At 66.2% G+C, this 18077-nt stretch carries 17 protein-coding genes; 3 read left to right on the top strand and 14 right to left on the bottom strand.

All coding sequences use genetic code 11. From position 1 onward, the window contains the following. Together ACGLHR_RS32765 and ACGLHR_RS32770 are read right to left on the bottom strand one after the other, a co-directional pair. Window positions 1-1582, bottom strand: a 1582-nt coding sequence (locus ACGLHR_RS32765; protein WP_400098986.1) for an AAA family ATPase, incomplete at its 3' end; no start/stop codon positions are given. After that, window positions 1579-2724, bottom strand: coding sequence for an exonuclease SbcCD subunit D (locus ACGLHR_RS32770; protein WP_400098987.1), 1146 nt, complete (start codon window positions 2722-2724; stop codon window positions 1579-1581). The genes ACGLHR_RS32770 and ACGLHR_RS32765, both read right to left, overlap by 4 nt. Window positions 2725-2935: 211 nt before the next feature. On the opposite strand from ACGLHR_RS32770, the gene ACGLHR_RS32775 reads away from it, so the two are divergent. Beyond that, on the top strand, window positions 2936-3280 hold the full coding sequence (locus ACGLHR_RS32775; RefSeq protein WP_400098989.1) for a YgiW/YdeI family stress tolerance OB fold protein: 345 nt from the start codon (window positions 2936-2938) through the stop codon (window positions 3278-3280). A gap of 87 nt (window positions 3281-3367) precedes the next feature. Here ACGLHR_RS32775 and ACGLHR_RS32780 read toward each other — a convergent pair whose 3' ends face one another. Continuing rightward, window positions 3368-4354 (bottom strand): tripartite tricarboxylate transporter substrate-binding protein, encoded by a 987-nt coding sequence (locus tag ACGLHR_RS32780; protein ID WP_318234007.1) that lies wholly within the window; start codon window positions 4352-4354, stop codon window positions 3368-3370. 375 nt (window positions 4355-4729) lie between these two features. Between ACGLHR_RS32780 and ACGLHR_RS32785 the strand changes: the two genes are divergently transcribed. Together ACGLHR_RS32785 and ACGLHR_RS32790 are read left to right on the top strand one after the other, a co-directional pair. Continuing rightward, a complete protein-coding gene (locus ACGLHR_RS32785; RefSeq protein WP_318234006.1) occupies window positions 4730-5614 on the top strand; it encodes a helix-turn-helix transcriptional regulator in 885 nt (294 codons plus the stop codon). Window positions 5615-5686: 72 nt separating this feature from the next. Next, window positions 5687-6013, top strand: a complete 327-nt coding sequence (locus ACGLHR_RS32790) for a hypothetical protein (protein ID WP_006165120.1) — start codon at window positions 5687-5689, stop codon at window positions 6011-6013. A gap of 34 nt (window positions 6014-6047) precedes the next feature. Here ACGLHR_RS32790 and ACGLHR_RS32795 read toward each other — a convergent pair whose 3' ends face one another. The 11 genes from ACGLHR_RS32795 to ACGLHR_RS32845 form a co-directional block, all read right to left on the bottom strand. Beyond that, on the bottom strand, window positions 6048-7418 hold the full coding sequence (locus ACGLHR_RS32795) for a sigma-54-dependent transcriptional regulator (protein WP_318234005.1): 1371 nt from the start codon (window positions 7416-7418) through the stop codon (window positions 6048-6050). Between the two features lie 38 nt (window positions 7419-7456). Next, complete coding sequence (locus tag ACGLHR_RS32800; RefSeq protein WP_400098992.1) at window positions 7457-9184, bottom strand: TadG family pilus assembly protein; 1728 nt, start codon at window positions 9182-9184, stop codon at window positions 7457-7459. Continuing rightward, window positions 9181-9540, bottom strand: a complete 360-nt coding sequence (locus tag ACGLHR_RS32805; protein WP_400098994.1) for a DUF3613 domain-containing protein — start codon at window positions 9538-9540, stop codon at window positions 9181-9183. The genes ACGLHR_RS32800 and ACGLHR_RS32805 overlap by 4 nt, the downstream gene beginning before the upstream one ends. A 77-nt stretch (window positions 9541-9617) precedes the next feature. Beyond that, window positions 9618-10409 (bottom strand): pilus assembly protein TadD, encoded by a 792-nt coding sequence (locus ACGLHR_RS32810; protein ID WP_400099033.1) that lies wholly within the window; start codon window positions 10407-10409, stop codon window positions 9618-9620. Window positions 10410-10528: 119 nt separating this feature from the next. Next, the gene (locus tag ACGLHR_RS32815; protein WP_400098995.1) at window positions 10529-11545 is read right to left on the bottom strand and encodes a type II secretion system F family protein; all 1017 of its coding nucleotides are present in this window, start codon (window positions 11543-11545) and stop codon (window positions 10529-10531) included. A gap of 12 nt (window positions 11546-11557) precedes the next feature. Next, a complete protein-coding gene (locus ACGLHR_RS32820) occupies window positions 11558-12484 on the bottom strand; it encodes a type II secretion system F family protein (RefSeq protein WP_400098997.1) in 927 nt (308 codons plus the stop codon). Then, complete coding sequence (locus ACGLHR_RS32825) at window positions 12477-13793, bottom strand: CpaF family protein (protein ID WP_150991529.1); 1317 nt, start codon at window positions 13791-13793, stop codon at window positions 12477-12479. The genes ACGLHR_RS32820 and ACGLHR_RS32825 overlap by 8 nt, the downstream gene beginning before the upstream one ends. A 1-nt stretch (window position 13794) precedes the next feature. Beyond that, window positions 13795-15012, bottom strand: coding sequence for a pilus assembly protein (locus tag ACGLHR_RS32830; RefSeq protein WP_400099034.1), 1218 nt, complete (start codon window positions 15010-15012; stop codon window positions 13795-13797). A gap of 38 nt (window positions 15013-15050) precedes the next feature. Next, window positions 15051-16412 (bottom strand): type II and III secretion system protein family protein, encoded by a 1362-nt coding sequence (locus tag ACGLHR_RS32835; RefSeq protein ID WP_400099000.1) that lies wholly within the window; start codon window positions 16410-16412, stop codon window positions 15051-15053. A gap of 98 nt (window positions 16413-16510) precedes the next feature. Next, a complete protein-coding gene (gene cpaB, locus ACGLHR_RS32840) occupies window positions 16511-17494 on the bottom strand; it encodes a Flp pilus assembly protein CpaB (protein WP_400099002.1) in 984 nt (327 codons plus the stop codon). 85 nt (window positions 17495-17579) lie between these two features. Further along, window positions 17580-18044, bottom strand: a complete 465-nt coding sequence (locus ACGLHR_RS32845; protein ID WP_400099004.1) for a TadE family protein — start codon at window positions 18042-18044, stop codon at window positions 17580-17582. Window positions 18045-18077: the final 33 nt, after the last annotated feature.

The raw sequence follows: 18077 nt of genomic DNA on the forward strand, positions 1-18077 counted from the left end.
CGGAGACTGGTGCATCGACGTGCTGCGCCAGTTGCGGGTGCGCGGTGCTCCCGCAGACCGCGCACGCCTCGCCAGCATGCAAGCCGGCCGCCAGCCGCGCGGCTTGCCCGGCCCGCCAGGCCTGCTCCGTCTCGCGCAAGCGCAGCAGGCTTGCCGCCTGCTGCGTGCCGGCTTGCCGCGCGGCGAGCTGGTCGGCTTCGGCCTGGCGGCGCGCTTGATCGCACTGCGCCAGCGTGGATGCGTATTTGTCGAGCGTGGCCGCCTGCTGCGCCAGGCCGGCCTGCTTGAGCTGGATCGTCTCCAGCCCGCGCGCGCCTTCCTGTGCCTGGGCCAGGCCAGCCTCGCCCTGCCGCAACGTGGCGGTGACTTGCTGCTGCGCCTGCAGCGCCCCGGCATGGGCCGCGCCCGCTTGCGCCTGCTGGCGTGCTGCAGCCTGCAACGCCTGCTGCAGCACGCCGAGCCGCTGCGCCTGCGGCAACATGGCCTCCAGCTCCGCCACCTGTTTTTGCGCCATCTGGCGATCGCCGGCGCGGGCCGCTTCGGCCTCGAGCCCCGCCGCGGCGGTTGCCGAGACAGCGGCGCAATCGGCGGCCCGCGCACTTGCCGCGGCCAGCGCTTGCTGCGCCTGCTGGTGTTCCTGCACGGCCAGCCCCAGGTGCTGCTCGAACGGCTGCACCTGCATGGCCCGGCGCGCGGCCTGCAGCCGCTGGCGCTGCGCCTCGATGTCGGGCCGCTGCGCCATCAGCGCGGCATGGGCCGCTTCGGTATCGCGCTGCTCCCGCAGGCGGGCATCGGTCTGCTCGCCCTGCCGGGTTGCCAGCGTTGCCAGTTCCAGCACGGTGCGCGCAGCCACGTCGCGCAGCTGCAGTTCGGCCAGCCGGGCCTGTAACCCTGCCGCCTGTTCCCGCAAGGCGTCCACCGATTCGAGCTGGTACTGCTGCAGCAGCGCCGTCTGCTCGATGCGCAGGCGCTCGGCTTCCTGGCGGATGCCGGCCGCCTGGCCCTTGAGCAGTTCCTCCACGCGCCGGTACAGCTCGGTGCGGAACAGCCGCTCCAGGATGGCCTGCCGGCTCTTGGAGTCGGCCGTGAGCAATTCCCGAAAGCGCCCCTGTGGCAGCACGATGACCTGGCGGAACTGGCTGCTGTCGAAGCCCAGCAGGTTGCGCACGAAGTCGTCCACCTTGTTGGGCTGGCTCGCCTTGCTGGTCCAGCCCGCGTCACCCATGACGTCAAGCTGGGCCTTGGGCGTTTCCTTGACGGTGCCTTCGCCGCGCAGCTTCGGCCGCTCCTGCGCGGGCGATCGCGTGGCCAGGTAGCGCTGGCCCGCCAGGCTGAACTCGAACGTCACCTCCGTGCGCAGGCCCGGATCGGCGTTGGCGCTGCGCATGTCCTGCGCGCTGCGCTCGCCGCCGGAGGTGTCGCCGTAGAGCGCGAAGCAGATGGCGTCGAGCAAGGTGGTCTTGCCCGCGCCGGTGGGGCCGTGGATCAGGAAGAAGGCCCGGTCCCCGAGCCGGCTGAAGTCGATTTCCTCGCTGGCGGCAAAGGGGCCGAAGGCTTGCAGTTTCAGGCGCAGCGGTCTCATGCAGACTCCCGGTCTGCGCGGGCAATGCCCTCGAGCACCTGGTCGAGCACGCGGCGTTTGTCGTCATCCAGCTCTTCGTCCGCCACCTCCTTGAAGAAATTGGCGAACAGCTCGCCGGTATCGAGCTGGCGCAGGCGCTGGCCGGCCGCGCCGGCCTCGCCCGTGCGCGCCAGCACGGCGCGCTCGATGGCGAGCGCATTGGGATAGGCCTGGCGCAAGCGCGCCATCGGATCGAGCAAGGCGCCGGTATCGGTCAGCACCGCGTGGATGTAGTCGTCGCGCTGCGCATCCGCCGCGCCCTGCGCCAGCAGATCGGCCAGTTGCCCTTCGACGATGCGCAGGTCGCGCCGGGGCGACAGCGCGATCGGCTCGATGCTGACCGCACCATCGGCCGCCAGCTCGATCAGCGAGACAGACTTGGCGTGCGTGACTTCGGACAGCGAGTACTTCAGCAAGGAGCCGGCGTAGTGGATGCGCTGGTTGAAGGTCTGCGGGCGATGCAGATGGCCAAGCGCGACCAGGTCGACGCCGTCGAACACGCTGGCGGCAACGGCGCCGCTGCCGCCCACCGAAAGCGGCCGCTCGGATTCGCTGGCGTCGCCGCCGACCACGAACGCGTGGGCCACCACCACCGAACGCGCATGCGCCGGATGGCTGGCGCGGATCGCGTCCAGGCGCGCCGCGAGCGCCGCCTCGTGCCCGGGCAGTTCCATGCCGAAGGCGTCGCGCACGGCCGCGGGCTCGGCATAGGGCAAGGCATAGATCCGCACTTCGCCATGGGCATCGGACAAGGTCACGCAGGTGGCATCGCGCTCGGTGATGCCGGCCACGTGCAAACCCTGCGCCGTCAGCAGCCGCGCGCCGAAACCGAGCCGCTGGGCGCTGTCGTGATTGCCCGCGATCATCACCACCGGAATCCCCGCATCCACCACGATGCGGGCCAGCACGTCGTCCAGCAGCGCCACCGCCTCGGGCGGCGGCACCGCGCGGTCATAGACGTCGCCGGCGATCAGCACCGCATCCGGCCGGAGCTCGCGCGCCAGCGCGACGAATTGGTCAAGCACCCAGGCCTGGTCTTCAAGCAGGCTGCGCGCATGGAATACGCGCCCGAGATGCCAGTCGGCAGTGTGAAGAAAACGCAATGTGAATCCCTAGGAGTGTGTGAGCGGACCGAAAGCGGCCCACGGCGGCAGGCGCCATCATAACGTTGCCCGCCCGCCGTTCAGCTTCGGTTCAGCCGGCGCTCTCCACAATAGGCGCCGAGCCAGTGCAAAAGCACCGCCTCCGGCACAATGGGCTGGCCAGTTGCCGCCCCCCAGCCGGTATGTTTCAACCAGACCTGAGAGAGAAACGATGAAACGCATCCTGATCGCGGCAGCACTGACGGCTACGGCCGTATTGGCACAAGCGCAGTACGTGGGCCCAACCACGGTTCCGACGACCACCGTCAAGGCGTTGGCGGAGCAAGGCAAGGATGACCAGCAGGCCGTACTGCGCGGGCAGATCATCAGCAGCGTGGGCCATGAGCTTTACCAGTTCGACGACGGCACCGGCCAGATCCGGATCAAGATCAACAAGAAGCTGTGGCCTGCCGGCAAGCCGGTGGATGCCACTACCAAAGTGGAGCTGCTGGGCGAATATGACAAGGCGCTCTTTGGCGACTCCAAGTTCAAGGTCAAGCAGATCCGCGTTCTTTGATGGATGAGACGTAAGACCTGAGCGCAAAAACGACGATGCCCGGGGCGCAAGCACCCGGGCATCGTCACGCTGACGCCTGGATCCGGATTACTCCTGGATATTGGCTTCGCTCACGATCTTGCGATATGACTCGGTTTCCTTGGCGATAAAGCCGCGGAAGGCGGCAGCGTCCTTCGCATCGATGTCGACGCCCGATTCGGACAGCTTGCTCTTCACTTCCGGCGCGTTAATGGCGCGAGCCAGTGCGTCCGTCAGCTTGTCGGTCACGGCCTTGGGCGTGTTGGCCGGCGCGAACAAGCCAAACCACAGGCGCATATCCACATTGGCCAGTGCCTTGTTCTCGGCCAGCGCCGGGATATTGGGCGCGGCATGCGAGCGCGTGGCCGAGGTCACGCCAATAGCCTGCAGCTTGCCCGACTTGATCTGCGGCAACGCCGTCGACAGCACCAGCACGCCCAGCTCGATCTGGTTTGCCATCAGGTCGGCAATGGCCGGCGCGCCGCCTTTGTACGGCACGTGGGTCATATCGACCTTGCTGGCGCCGCGAATCAGCTCACCCGACAGGTGCAGCGGCGTGCCGATGCCCGAGGTGCCGTAGTTCACCGGCTTCTTGCTCTTGGCCAGCGCCAGGAAACCCGCCACGCCCTGGATGCCGGACTGCGCGCCGGACACCAGCACCATGGGCTGCGAGCCCACCATGCGCAGGGGCACCAGGTCCCGCTGGCCGTCGTACTTGATCTTCGGGTTGGTCAGCTTGGCGATCGAGATTTCGCTGTTGGAACCCAGCAGCAGCGTGTAGCCGTCGGCCGGCGCGTTGATGGTCTTGAGCGCGCCGATGGTGCCGCTGGCGCCCGGCGCATTGTCCACCACCACCGAGACGCCCAGGTCCTGGCCAAGGCGCTGGCTCAGCACGCGCGCCACCAGGTCGTTGCTGCCGCCGGCGGCGTAGGGCACGACGATGGTGATGGGCCGGTCCGGATAGCCGGCGGCATGCGCGGGCAGGCTGGCGGCGGCGAGGGTCAGCGTGGCGGTCATGGCGGCGACGGACAGCGCCGTGGCGAGGGACTTCTTCATCGGATTCCTTTTCTGGCGCCTGAAGCGCCCCTTTAGTGTGGCAAGCGTGATGCGGAAGACCGGCGGATTGCCGGCCCCATGATGCGAATCGCAATATACATGCCATCCAAAAAACTAGCCAAGTCTCGTTTACGAGACTGTACAGTGCGTTGACGCTGTTTTTTTGCACCAGAATCAAGCATAAAATGCACATTAATGCACAAAGTGCAGCTAGTTCGGATCGTTCGGCAGTCGTGGGTATCTCGTCTGGAAGCATGGATTGCCTTGAACCTGGAGAAGCCCGGCGGCATGGCATGCCGACACGATGCTTCTCTCGCCATCCGGCCGCAGCCCATGCTAGGATGGGCCTTGTCTTCTTTTTGAGATTCCCCGAGGATGGACGCTCCGCTCGCTGCCGGCACACTCGTTGATTTCGTTGAAATCGGCAATCGCCTGCGTGCCTATCGTCTAGGCGCGGGGATGCGCGCGGAAGCCATCGCGGAGCAGCTCGGCGTGTCGCGCGCTGCGATCTATCGCATGGAAAAGGGCGACATCGTCAAGATCGAGACCCTTGGCCGTCTCGCCCAGTTGCTCGGCACCTCGCTGGCGTCGATGCTGGGGGTCGAGTCCGAGTACTACTACTCGGCCGTGGCGTATATCGAACGCATGCGCCAGCTCGAGCACGGTGCGACGCGCATCCTGGCCCATTTCGAACCGATCTCCTACCTGCTGACGTCGCCCGATTACGCCGGCCACCTGCGCCAGATGCTGGCCGAGAGCCCGCAGCCGGCGCCAGCCGCAACCATCGACGCCCTGCTGGACCTGCTGGAGGAGCGCAAGCAATCGTTCGCGCGCAGCGTGCCGCCCATCACCAGCCTGATCGACCTGCGCTCGCTGGAGCGCTTCGTGCATTTTGGATTGGTGGGACGGCTGGACCTGCCGCCCGCGGTGCGCATGGAGCGCTCGCTGGCGGCCCGGCGCGAGATCGAGCGCGTGATCGACCTGCTGGACGCGCAGCCCATCGGCCTGCAGATCGGCATCGTCGACGGCAGCATGCCCAATGTGACCTTCCAGGTCTTCGAGCGGCCCGGCAAAGCCTACGTGGCCACCAGCCCGTTCCGCTTTGGCGAGTTTCCCAACGTGTCCACCGGCATCGCCACCGTGACCGCGGCGCCCGAGGCGGTACGGCTTTACACGACCATGGTCAATGACCTATGGCAACGCGCCTACAAAGGGCGCGATGGCGCCGCGCTGCTGCGGCGCATGTTGAACAGCGTATGAGCGGGAACGATCCGCCAGGCAACCAATTTCATTTGACCCAACGACCCCGTTTTCACTAACCGATATTGCGCCATGACGCTTGAAACCACCCTTCAGCAATTCCAGGATTCGCTCCCCGGCACCGACGCTTTCGTGACGGTGAAGAAAGCCACGCGCGAGCTGATCGACACCGACCCCGCGCACGCCGCGGCCTACTTCCTGCTGTACGGCTTCGCCCGCTCGTACGTACTGCTGTACGAGGACCAGGCAGTGACCATGGACTTTGCCGAAGCCGCCAAGCAGGAACTGCTCGGCTACATGCAAGGCATTGCGCGCACGCTGCACGGCGAGCCCGCCGCGCTGCTGGCGGAAATGAACCGCATCGTGAGCGCTTACCAGGGCGGCAAGAAGACGTTCTGAAGCGCGGCTCCCCCGTGCCAGGACGGGGGGCCATTCACGCTGGCTCGGCCTCGTTGTCGGCGATCTGGAACTTGCGCATCTTCTCCCACAGCACCTTGCGGCTGATGCCCAGGCTGGCCGCCGTATCCTGGCGCCGCCAGCTATTGGCATCCAGCGCGGCAACAATGCGGCGACGCTCCTCGGTCTCGCCGCGCCAGTCGGCCGTGCGCTCGCTGCTGTCGAACGCACCCGGCCGCAAGCTGCGGAACAAGGGCCGGATCCGCGCCTCGTCCCAATGCCCGGTCTGCTGCACGGTGATGCCGATGCGCTCGGCCAGGTTGCGCAGCTCGCGCACATTGCCCGTGAAGAACGCCGTGCCCACCGCACCCTTGAGCCAGTCAGGCAGCGGCGGCAAAGCGTCCAGGCCGGACGGCCCCAGCAGCTGCTTGAGGAACGACACCAGCAGCGCCACCTTATCGACAGCGCCCCGCTCTTCCAGGCTGGGCAGCCGCAGCTCGATCACCGCCAGACGGAAGTACAGGTCCGCACGGAAGCGCCCCTGCGACACGGCCTCGCGCAGATCCTTGTTGGTCGCCGCGACCAGGCGGAAATCCAGCTTGACCGGCATGGTCGAGCCCAACCGGGTCAGCGCGCTCTCCTCCAGCACGCGCAGCAACTTGACCTGCTGGAACAGCGGCAGGTCGCCGATTTCATCCAGAAACAGCGTGCCGCCGTTGGCCTGCTCGAAGAAGCCGCGATGCGCGAACATCGCGCCGGTGAACGCGCCCTTGGCATGGCCGAAGAACTGCGACTCGAACAAGCCATCGGGAATTGCCCCGCAGTTGACGGCGACGAACGGCCCCTTGCCATAGATGTTGTTACGCTCGTGAAAGCGCTGCGCGATCCGTTCCTTGCCCGCGCCGGTCTCGCCATACAGCATCACGTTGCTGCCGAAATCCGCGAAGGTCTCCACCTGCGACAGGAACTGCTGCATGGCGGGCGACTCCGCCACCAGGTCCGCCACCGCATTCTCGGGCTCGGCCGCCGCCAGCAGCTGCGGCAGCAGCTTGCCAATCTGGTTGCGCAGGTCGGGCCCCGTGAAATCGTCGGCCAGGATATGCGCATACTCCGCCGGAAACCGCCCCGGATCAGTGTCGCGCCCCGGCGCCGCCACCCACACCACGGGCATGCCGTGGGCCGCCTCCCAGTCCAGCGCGGTGAACTTCGCCGCGCCGATCACCGAGACGCTGATGACCGCCACGCACGGCTTGAGGCGCGGCTCCACGGGCAACGCCTCCAGCGCGCCGGCGCGGATCACATCCACACCGAGCGGCGACAGGAAACGCGCCACACGGTCGGCAATGTCGGACTTGCCTTCCCATACATACACTTCAAGGCTCTCGTAGGCCCAGCGATCTGTCTTCATCTGTCTTGCGCCGTAAGGCGATTAGCCTGCTGCATGGCTTAGAACACCAGCTCGGCGTTGTTGCAGTCGATTCCGTGCATCCAGATGTCGGCGTAGCCTAGCTGGATGCCTAGGGCACCTAGCAATGGGCCCAGCAGGCCGTCCAGAGCTGAGAACAATGGAGTAAGCAGACCGGCCAGCGGCAATTGGACATTCAGCAAGTCACGCCAGAGTAGCTTGACGGCGACCGTCAGGTTCAGGTTACCTACAACATCGACCAGGACACCTGTTAGCGCTTGGGGCGTCCCGACTCGGGTCGTTGTGCCTGGCGCCAGGTTGACCGTCGAACTGCTGACGCCGAGCGCACTAGTTCGCGGACTGCCGCTGGCGATGATGCTAACCCCCGTGCCGACAAGATTAATCCCGGTGTCGACTAACGTAACAGGGCCGGACGCGCAGCCACTGCCGGAGGCTGCGGCGAGGCAGGCCTTGACCAGGCCTGTGTTCACCCCCAATGTGGCACGGCAATCCGCCTTTGCGGCCGCACACTGAATGCCCTGCAATGAAGCCGTGGCCGCCGCGACTTCAACGTAGAGTGGCAGATTGATGCCGACCCCCACCAGGCTGGCCACGCCAATATTGGCCCCGACATCGAGTCGCAGTCCCACCGAAGCGGTATGCGCGGTGGTCTGCCAGGTTCCGTTGCTTAGCTGGCGCACCGGGCCCACAGCCATCACAGGCGGCTGCACCACATACAGCTGGGCGCCGATGCTGGTAAGGCCGGCCACATCAATGGAAGGCAACTTGACCTGGATCGCCGAATTGCCGTTCGCAACCTGCGCCCCGAGCATCAGCAGTTGCGCCACGTTCAGCGCCACGTCGGCCGCTGACGACGCCGCCGGCGCCAGCACGCCCAGATTCAGCAACTGGCCCAGCCCCACGTTAGCCTTGACCCCGCTCAACCCAAGTTGCGTGGGCGGGCTGCCCAGCGCCGTGGACAGCAGCGAGTCCTTGCCTGCCGCGCCCAACACGAGCGCATAGAACTGCTGGATCGACAGCGATGTCTTCAGCAAGTCGTCAATGGTGCCGACACCGAGCTTCAGGCGCAGCTGGTCGAGCGTGACGCTGGTGTTGAGCAAGCCTTGCCAGTCCAAAACGGACAACTGCACCGTGGTCCCTAGCAGATTGCCGAGCACACTACTACCGGTGTTGGCGTCCAGGAGGCCGCTACCCAGCGAAAACGAAGCCACCGGCGGGCTCGCATTGGCAATCGCCTCCGCGCGCAGCTGGCGCGAGGCGCTGCCGGGAATCACGAACAGGATCGGCACGGTCTGCGTCACAACCACCTGCACCGCGTTTGCCGATAGCTTGGTGGTGTCGTACCCCGCGTTGAAATGCCGCGCGGTGTCACCACCCGTGCTATAGGCCGGATCCCACACGCCCAGGCAGACACGCATGCCATCGGCATCGCTGCTGCCTGCGGCGCTGCAATTGGCGGTGGCCGTACCGGCGTAGTCATTCTGCGCGCCTGCCGATTGCGTGGCGCTCAGCACGTTGGCCGACACCGTGCCCGCAGCCGCTGCCTGCTTGAGCTGCTGCGCGCCGGCCAGCGCGGCCATGTCGGCGATCTTCTGCAGCTGCCGCTGCCGATAGAACACATGGCCGACATCGATCGACACCAGCGCACCGATCGCAATCGTCACCAGCAGCAAGGCGCCAAGCACGCCGATGGCGCCGCGCTGCCCGCGTCGGCGCTTGGCGACGAGATGCGAGCAACTGTGAGTCATCGGCCTGCCACTCCCTGCCCTGCCGCGCCGCCCGAGCCATTGCGCGGTGCCGCCTGGCCCGTGTAGAACTCCGGGATCGGATAGGTGAACGTCGCCATATAGCGCTGGTAGGACAGGGCTGCCTGCTCCCCATGCAGTACCTGCAGTTCGCCAGCCTGAGTACCACTGCGCTGGATCTCGAGGATGTTCCGGGTATGCGTGCCAATCTCTTGCCGGGCTGGCTGCACCGAGGGTGTCGCAGGTGCGTCCGTCTGGGCCCCGGCGGGGATGGTGCCCAACCCGAGTGCGGCAATCGCGAGCGCCAGTCCGCTGCGGCGGGCGAGGCCAAGCAGGCTACTCGTTCCGGTCCGGTTCATGGAAATCTCCTGGGTTGGTGCCGTCGGATCGGGCAACTGGTATTGGGTATTGCGAGGCGGTGCCATCAAGCGATCTCTCATGGCGTGGCCTGGATGATGTCGGTCAGGCGCTGATGGCTCGGGCCTGGTGCCCCGGCGGCGGCAAGCCGGGCCGACTGCGGTGCTGTGCGCTGCGCGGCGACGCGCGCGCGTTGCGTGCTGGCACGCCGGACCCGCTCCGCCTCCTGGGACACCGCCTTGCGCGTTGCCTCGGGCAGGCCGGCCCGCTGCATCAGCGACGCCGCCTGGTCACGCTTGCCGCTGGCAGCCAGCCAGACCGCCGCGTTGCTTACCACGCGCGGATTCTTGCCATCGAGCTGCAAGGCCTGCATCACGGGCACGCGCGCTTCGGGCAACGCGCCAGTGCGCATCAGTGCGTAACCCAGGTCATTGGCCACCTGGGCGTTGGTGGGATCGGCTACGGCTGCCAGCTGGAACTGCGTCGCGGCAGCAGCAAAATCGTTCTTGCGACCAGCAATCAGGCCCAGCCCGTGGTAGGCGCGCGCCTGCACCGACGTGCCGGCCAGGCTGCGATAAGCCTGCTCGGCAGCCGCATCCTGGCTGGTCTCCCGCAACGCGTCCGCGCGCATCAACGTCATCGCCGGCGAAGCGCCGAAGCGTTTCTCGTAGACGTCGATATGGGCGAGCGACGCGAAGTACAAGCCCTCTTCCTGCATCTTGCCGATCAGGCCGAGGTAGACCGATTTGTCGTCATAGCCAGCCCGGTCTTGCTTGTCGCGCAGCTTCGACAGTTCCACCTGGGCATCGGCCTGCTCGCTCATGCGGGTGGCCAAGCTGGTGCCGCAGCCGGCTAGCGCTGTCAGGGCCAGCGCCGACGCCAGCACCGCAGGCAAGGGCACGGTCGGCAGCCGGCCAACAGTGGCAAGGCAGCTGGCAAGCCATTCCCGTCGAAGTGTCGCCACGGCGCCGGAGCGCCTGTTCGGTCCTGTCATTTCGTCCCCCCCGACATATTCGCCAGCATACGCATTACGCCCAAGAATCCCGGCCCGGCCGTAATGATCAGCAACACGGGCAGCATGGTCACCACCATCACGGCCGTCATCTTCACGGTCAGCTTGCCCACTTGCTCCTTCATGCGCGCCTTGCGCGATTCCTGCAGGCGCAAACCGAATTGCTTTAGCGGCTCCTGGACGGCTCCGCCAAATCGATCCACCTGGCTGAGCATCGTAATCAGACTCTTCAGGTCCTCGCTGTCGAACAACTTCCCGATGCGCAGCAGGGTCTGCTCGCGCGAGCGGCCTGACGCAAACTGCTGGTTGGCGCGCATCAGCTCAGGACCGAGCACGCGCAGCATGCTGCCGAACTCCGCCACGATTACCTGCAGGCTCTGGTCAATCGACAATCCAACGCCCTGCAAAAGACGTAGCATGTCGACCAGCACAGGCAGCTCATCCTCCAGGCGACGCACGCGATGGCTTGCCCGACGACGCAAGGCCCATTTCGGCGCGAGGAAAAAGACTGCGAATGCAGTAAATGCCCAGAACATCGCGCCGACCAGCGAGGTTGGCAGGCGCCAAGCGAAGGTCCCAACGGCAAGAATTGCCGGCACAGACAAGCGCAAGCCACCGAAGATTGCGCGTGCCCTGTCGCCATAAAATCCGCATTGTTCAAGCAGTCGGTCTTCTTCGGTCGTGACGACTGCCTTGCCGAGCGGCGAATCCAGCCAGCGTTGATCGAACCGCTTGCTGAGTTGCCCGCTGAGCCGGGCGCCGATGCGGGCGCCGGTGCTTTGAGTCGTGGCGGTGTTGTTCGCGGGGAGCGCCCCAGCCGCAGCAGTAGCCGCAGGTGCCGCTGCGGCAGTTGCCGCCTGCCGCGAAAGCGCGGCATCGATTGTCTTCTCCGCGCGGTAGCGCTGGCGCCATTGCCCCACGAGCGGCAAGGCCAGGACTGCGAGGCCGATGGCCGCAGCGCATAGGCTCAGCGAGATCAGGGCAGTGCTATCCATGGTCTCTTGTTCCTATACCGACTTGGCCAGGCGATAGAGCATGGCGGCGCCCATCAGCTCAAGCATCACGGCAACCAGCAGTAGTGTCTTGCCGGTTGGGTCGCGCCACATCATCATGATGTAGGCAGCATTCATGATAAACATCATCCCGCCCACCACGAGGGGCAACAATCCCAGAATCCAAGCCGATAGACGCGTTTCCGACGAGAGCGCGCGGAGCTCCTGCTGCGCCTGTTCCCGATCGCGCATGAAGGCGGCGGTGCGCTCCATGACAATGTCGGCACGGCCGCCGTAGCGCACCGCCAGGCGCAACACGGACGACAGCAGCATCAGTTCGTCCACCCGGTAAATACGGGCCACCTGCAGCACGGCCTGGTCCAGCTCTTTCCCCGCGCGCTGCAAATGGATGGCTTGCACCAGGCACTGGCGCAGCGGCGCCTCGGTATTGCCGATCGCAGTCTGGAACGCTGCGGGCACGCTGCTGCCGATACTCATCATTCGCACCACGGCATCGAGAAATGAAGGCAATTGCTGGCGAAGCTTGGCGCCAAGACGGCGCGCGCGGTGCCACAGGAGGAAGTAGAGAACCACGAGTCCCATGACCAGTCCTGCCACCGCGGCGAGCCCGCCGCCCACGGTTGCTGCCGCGAGAACCATCGCGGCGAGCAAGGCGCCCCACAGCGCATAGGTATGCCGCGTCGGCGCCAGGTCCGCGCGGCGCAGGAAATCCGCCCACTTGCGCCGCAAGTCGTGCTGCTTCTTGCCGGCTTGCGGCTCCGGCGTGGTCGCATAGCGCGCCTTGACCTGCTCGGTCTGCGCTTGCAAAAACGCACGCGCGCTTTCCTCCTGGGCGCGCGCCTTGGCGCTCGCCAGCAGTAGCAGGCCCAGTCCCAGCAAAACGAGAGCGGCCGCCGCAACGACCAGCGCGGCGCTAGACATCGAAGCGGTCGTCCAGGCCGAAGTTGGTCGGGCGCATGCGCGCCAGCTTGGGCGAATGCGGCAAGATGCCAAGCGAGAGCCAGCGGTCTACCTCGTTGCCGTCCGGGCCGACGAACGGTTCGTGGCGGAACAGTTCCTGGGTCGAGATGATGTTGTCGCCAAGGCCGGTGACTTCCGTGATCGAGAGGATGCGCCGCTTGCCGTTGGAGAGCCGGCCGATCTGCACGATAAAGTCGATGGCATTGGCAATCTGCCGGCGCAGGCTGGCCTCGCTGCCCTGGAAGCCGGCAAAGCCGGCCAGCATCTCTAGCCGGTACAGGCACTCGCGCGGGCTGCTCGAGTGGATGGTGCCCATGGAGCCGTCGTGGCCCGTGCTCATGGCCTGCAGCATTTCCAGCACCTCGCCGCCGCGCACCTCGCCCACGATGATGCGGTCCGGCCGCATCCGCAGGCTGTTGCGCAGCAAATCGCGGATCGACACCACGCCCGTGCCTTCGAAGCCGCCTGGGCGGCTCTCCAGCCGCACCACGTGCGGATGGTTGAGCGCGAGCTCGGCCGTATCCTCGATGGTGATCACGCGCTCGCCGTCGGGCACATAGGTGGCCAGCGCATTGAGCAGCGACGTCTTGCCCGAGCTGGTGCCGCCGCTGACGAGGATATTGCAGCGCGCCTTGACGGCAGCCTCGAGCAGTTCGTTGACCTCGGGGCTCATGGTGCCAAGGCCTTGCAGGTCTGCGGGCGTCAGCGGGTCCTTGCGGAACTTGCGGATCGACACCACCGGGCCGGCCAGCGCCAGCGGCGGAATCACCACGTTGATGCGGCCGCCATCCGGCAAGCGCGCATCGACCATGGGATTGGATTCGTCCAGCCGCCGCCCGATCGGCGCCAGGATGCGGCGCACGATGCGCAGCAGGTGCCCGCTATCGGCAAAGCGCACGGGAATGCGCTCCAGCACGCCGTGCCGGGATACGTAGACGTCCAGGTGCCCGTTGACCAGGATGTCTTCCACCGCCGGGTCATTGAGCAGGTCCTCGATCGGGCCGAAGCCCGCCAGCTCCTTGGTCAGTGCCTCGGCGATCTGGTGCAGCTCGGCCTCGTTGATGGGGATGCGGCGCAGCCGCGTGAAGCTCTCCAGCTCCAGGTCGACAAAGCGGTTGATCGCGGTGCGCGACCAGCGGCCGAACTCCGCGCCCAGCTCCTCGATGCGGGTGAGCAGGTGCTCATGGGCCGCTTCCTTGATGTTCTGGAATTCCTGCGAAGCAGGAAAAGGCGCGGCGGAGTTGTCGGAGAATTCGATGGCTTGCGACATGTCAGTTCCCAGCCCGCTCAGTGCGTATCACGCGCATGGCGCGTAGCGCTTCGGGCAGTTTTTCTTTTACCCGGCTTAGCAAGCCAGCTTCGCTTGCAGTGCCGGCACGGTATCCCAGCCGATCCACCAACTGGCCAACGGCACGGACATAGGGATCGGCGGGGCTGTCGTCGGCCAGCACCACGCCACGGTTGAGCGCCAGCACCAGCGGCTCGCGCCGGTCGGGCAAGGTGCCGACCGATGGCGCCTCCAGGCGCTGCGCAATCTGCTGGGCATCCACGCCCAGGCGCGCCTCGAAGCGCGAGACCAGCAAGTGCAGGTCCTCGCGCTCCACCTCGCGCTTCTTCAACTCCTGGAGCAATTCCGCCGCCGAGACGATGGCGCCCACGCTCTGGTCCACCACCATCACCACCATATCGGCGGCCTTGACCAGGTGCGCCATGAAATCGACATTGCTGAAGCCGCCCAGGTCCACCACCTGCAGGTCAAAGAATGCGCGCAGGCGATTGAGCAGCCCAAGCGCCTCCATGAACGAGATGTCACGCATCTCCGCCAGGGTAGCCGGGAGCGGCAACACGGCCACGCCATTGCCATGGCGCGCCAGCGCGGTCTGCACGAAGACCTGGTCGAAGCGCCGCAGGTTGCGCACGCCTTCGACAAAGTGAAAGCCGGGGCTGATGTTCATGTACAGCGAGCCGTCGCGCGACGGCAGCCCCAGGTCCATCAACAGCACTTCGTCATGGCTGCGCTTGTGCACCGCTGCCGCGAGGTTGGTAGCCAGCGTTGTCGCGCCCACGCCCACGCGAGCGCCAAGCACCGCCACGACCTTGCCCCGGCGTGCCGGCTCCGCCTGGCCGCGCGCCGCCATCAGCCTGCGCACGATCTCGATCGCGCCGGCCGGCGGCGCGGTCATGTCGATGAAGTCCTTGGCGCCGGCCCGCAGCGCGGCCAGCATGATGTCCGGCTCACCCGCATTACCCACCGCTACCAGCGCAAGACCCGGGTACAGCTTGGTGAGCTGCTCCGCGAGCCGGCTCGATGCCAGCGCCTGCTCCCGCGAAAAGTGCAGGAAGACCATGCCGGGATTGACCGTGCCCACCTGCTCGAGGAAAGCATCCGGCGGCCCGGCCTCGACCACCAGCCGGCCCAGGTTCCCGAGCGCGTCGGCCAGCCACTGGCGAGGTTCCAGCTGTGCGGTGTTGAACAGGAAGAAGTCCATCTGGCCCTGCCTTGCGCCGTCGTCCTGCTTGCCCGGTGTCATTTCGAAAACCCTGGCAGCGTCGGATCGACGTATTCGCCAAGCACGTACCGGCCCCACACATTGGGATTGCCGCTGGTGCGTCCATCCTCGCTGACCGCGGCCACGGCCGCGGCGCCCTTGGCGAGCGGGCGCACTAGGCGCGGCGTGACCACGATCATCAGTTCGCGGTCTTCCTGGTTGAAGTTCAGGTTGCGAAAAAAAGTGCCGATGATCGGCAGGTCGCCAAGGAAGGGCACCTTGCTGACATTGCTGATCGTGTTGCGGCTGACCAGCCCGCCAATCACGAAGCTCTCGCCATCGCCGAGTTCCACCGTGGTATCGGCGCGGCGGGTGACGATCGCTGGCACCATGGCACCGTTGATCGAGATCCCGCGCGACGGATCAAGATCACTGGCTTCCGGCGCAACCTTCAGTGCGATGCGGTCCTTGGAAAGCACAGTCGGTGTCACCGTCAAGCCAATGCCGAAGGGCTTGAACTGGATGGTGGTCGTGCCGAGCGCCTGCGGCACCGGGATGGGGATCTCGCCGCCGGCGAGGAAGCTTGCGCTCTGCCCGGACAGCGCCACCAGGCTAGGCTCGGCCAGCACCCGTGCCATGCCGTTGCTCTCCAACAGGCTCAGGTTGGCGAAGATCCCGCGCGAGAACGATGCCGCGACAAGATTAAAGGCGCTGCTCATCGGCGAGCTGATATCGGCGCTGAATGAGCCCGGCGTGGAGTCCGTTCGAGGTGTGAAAGTGAACTTGTTCAGCGACGACGGGGAGAACGTGCCGAAGGCGAAGCCGCCGTTGTTCCGGTAGAAATTGAACCCCACTTCCTTAAGCACGGTCTTGCTGAGCTCGACCACCTTGACGTCGACCTGCACCGTGCTGCTGACCGGAATTGTGGAGCGGTCGATCACCACGCCGCCCTTGCCTTCGGCCGCGGCGGTGGCTGAGCGCGCTACCAGTTGCGCGCGAAGCGATGCCTGCGCATCGCGCGCCTGCCCGCTGATCAACGCTCCCCCGCCCGATACAGCCACGTCAGGGTCGCCAGGCTCGCCTCGCGTTGCATCCACCTGCACCCGGTAGGTTTGTGCACCTTCACCGCGCGCCCAAACCATCAGCTCGGTAGCGCCGGGCTTCCTGGCCACCACCAGCACGCCGTCGGCACCCGAGCGGCTCTTGAGCAGCAACGCATCCGCCACGGCTGGATTGCCGATGGCCACGCGCTCAAGTGGCTTAGTCAAACGTAGTTCATGCTGGCTACCCACCACCAGCTTCAAATCACGCACGCCGCCGTCGGCCTGCTGAGCCCACGCCGCGCAGGCGGTGCAGCAGACGGCCAGGATGGTGGCGGCCCCGGCAACAATGGATTTCATCAATCGACTATCCAGAAGTAACACTGAAAACATGGATCCGAAAGCAATCCGGCGGGCCTGCACGGGGCATGCATCCACCACGACGGCGTGCTCCTGCTTCATTCGATCTCGCGCTTGCCGCCGCGGATCATCTCAACACTGTTTTGCGCGACGCTGCTAGTGCTCGCGCCATGGGGGCGCTGCGCTACGGCTGCGGGTGCGGGGACAGGCGATGGTGCCGCCTTGACGGGGACGGCCTCACGCCGGGCACCGCCCGCGATGCCGGCCAGTGCAACGCCTGCCATTGCGCGATCGGATGGCGCCAGCGCTGCGACCGGCGTGGAGGCCCCGCCTTTCGCCTGTGCCTGTGCCTTTGCCTGCAATACCGGCGCTGGATCTTCAAAGAGGCCTTGGGTGGGAACGTCGGGATCCTGAGGATTGCGCAACGCCAACAGCAAGCGCCCGGTCTGCTGCACAATCGCCAGCTTGCCAACATCCGCCACGGGCACCGCCAGCACGGCGGTCTTGGCGCCTTCACGGCGAACCATCATTTGCTCGGGTGTGGGCTTGGCCGCCTCGTTGACAGTGCCGGCGCCGTAGGCCAGCACCCGCAGGCGCGCCAGCAGCATGCGCGCCTGGCTACCCTCGATCTCCTGGCCGTCCCGGCGGAACACCGCGAACACATCGACGAAGTCACCTGGCTGCACCTGGTTGCCGACACCGATCACCTCATCGACGGCAACCGCTACCGCGCGCTCGCCATCCCGTACCTGCGTGGCCAATCCCGCCAGCAGGTGACTCTCCAGCACCGGCACGTTGGCCCCGATGGCAACCACCGGCACCTGCCCGGCGACACGGGCTACCTCGGCATAGGCCCCGGCCGGATTGATCGGCAACTGTTCGACCTTGAGCGCGTCTGCCGGCACCGGCTTTCCTGCCTCGACAGCTTTGACCGTGATCACCACCGGATGCAATTCCACTGCCCCGGTCACCGGCACCGCCGGCGCCGCAGGCGTGCGGGCCACGCGCCACGCTAGCAATGCCAGCACGGCGGCAAGAACGAGCAGCGCGATGGCGAGCACGCGAATCTGTTTGCTGGTCATGCGATGTCTCTGGTTCGGGTGAATGAAAGCTGGCTTAGACGCATGTCAACAAACGGCGAGAGCGGCGCGCCCAGCAGGTGCACCGTCATGTGTCAGGCGCCAGTTGCACCGTTGCGCTGCCTGTGAGCGTGGCGGGCAGAGGCACGCCGGGCACGACGGGCAGGATAGAACTCGAACTGAGGCTTAGGGTGACCTTGACGCAGGCCGAGCCGCTCGGATTCGCGCAGCTGATCACCTGCGCCACATTGGCCGCTGAAATCAGGCTGCTGATTGACGTCGGCAATGAGGCCAGCGCCGTGCTGGAGGCTGCGCTCACTCGCAGCGCCTGCGTAGCGGCTGCGTTATTGGCGGCGGCGCCGCTCGGATAACGCAGGGCGGCACGCGCTCCCTCTTCCGCAGCCAGCGTAAGCGCCTGCTGCACGGCTAGAACGATGCCGAAATAGACGATGCCGATCACAACTGTCAGCAAGATCGGCAGCACGATGGCGAACTCAAGCGCGGCCGCTCCGGACGAGCGCATCCGCACGGCGTGGTTTCCCCGCAATGACATACTTCACCCGGTTATCTTTTACAATTCTGCGCC

Source organism: Cupriavidus sp. CuC1, assembly GCF_044627735.1.
GTDB classification, from domain to species: Bacteria; Pseudomonadota; Gammaproteobacteria; order Burkholderiales; family Burkholderiaceae; genus Cupriavidus; species Cupriavidus ulmosensis.

What these genes read in the sequence shown, in the direction of transcription:
- ACGLHR_RS32775 (WP_400098989.1), top strand. Translation starts at nt 2,936, where the DNA reads ATGAAACGCATCCTGATCGCGGCAGCACTGACGGCTACGGCCGTATTG.
- ACGLHR_RS32780 (WP_318234007.1), bottom strand. Translation starts at nt 4,354, where the DNA reads ATGAAGAAGTCCCTCGCCACGGCGCTGTCCGTCGCCGCCATGACCGCC.
- ACGLHR_RS32785 (WP_318234006.1), top strand. Translation starts at nt 4,730, where the DNA reads ATGGACGCTCCGCTCGCTGCCGGCACACTCGTTGATTTCGTTGAAATC.
- ACGLHR_RS32790 (WP_006165120.1), top strand. Translation starts at nt 5,687, where the DNA reads ATGACGCTTGAAACCACCCTTCAGCAATTCCAGGATTCGCTCCCCGGC.
- ACGLHR_RS32795 (WP_318234005.1), bottom strand. Translation starts at nt 7,418, where the DNA reads ATGAAGACAGATCGCTGGGCCTACGAGAGCCTTGAAGTGTATGTATGG.
- ACGLHR_RS32800 (WP_400098992.1), bottom strand. Translation starts at nt 9,184, where the DNA reads ATGACTCACAGTTGCTCGCATCTCGTCGCCAAGCGCCGACGCGGGCAG.
- ACGLHR_RS32805 (WP_400098994.1), bottom strand. Translation starts at nt 9,540, where the DNA reads ATGAACCGGACCGGAACGAGTAGCCTGCTTGGCCTCGCCCGCCGCAGC.
- ACGLHR_RS32815 (WP_400098995.1), bottom strand. Translation starts at nt 11,545, where the DNA reads ATGGATAGCACTGCCCTGATCTCGCTGAGCCTATGCGCTGCGGCCATC.
- ACGLHR_RS32820 (WP_400098997.1), bottom strand. Translation starts at nt 12,484, where the DNA reads ATGTCTAGCGCCGCGCTGGTCGTTGCGGCGGCCGCTCTCGTTTTGCTG.
- ACGLHR_RS32825 (WP_150991529.1), bottom strand. Translation starts at nt 13,793, where the DNA reads ATGTCGCAAGCCATCGAATTCTCCGACAACTCCGCCGCGCCTTTTCCT.
- ACGLHR_RS32830 (WP_400099034.1), bottom strand. Translation starts at nt 15,012, where the DNA reads ATGGACTTCTTCCTGTTCAACACCGCACAGCTGGAACCTCGCCAGTGG.
- ACGLHR_RS32835 (WP_400099000.1), bottom strand. Translation starts at nt 16,412, where the DNA reads ATGAAATCCATTGTTGCCGGGGCCGCCACCATCCTGGCCGTCTGCTGC.
- cpaB (WP_400099002.1), bottom strand. Translation starts at nt 17,494, where the DNA reads ATGACCAGCAAACAGATTCGCGTGCTCGCCATCGCGCTGCTCGTTCTT.
- ACGLHR_RS32845 (WP_400099004.1), bottom strand. Translation starts at nt 18,044, where the DNA reads ATGTCATTGCGGGGAAACCACGCCGTGCGGATGCGCTCGTCCGGAGCG.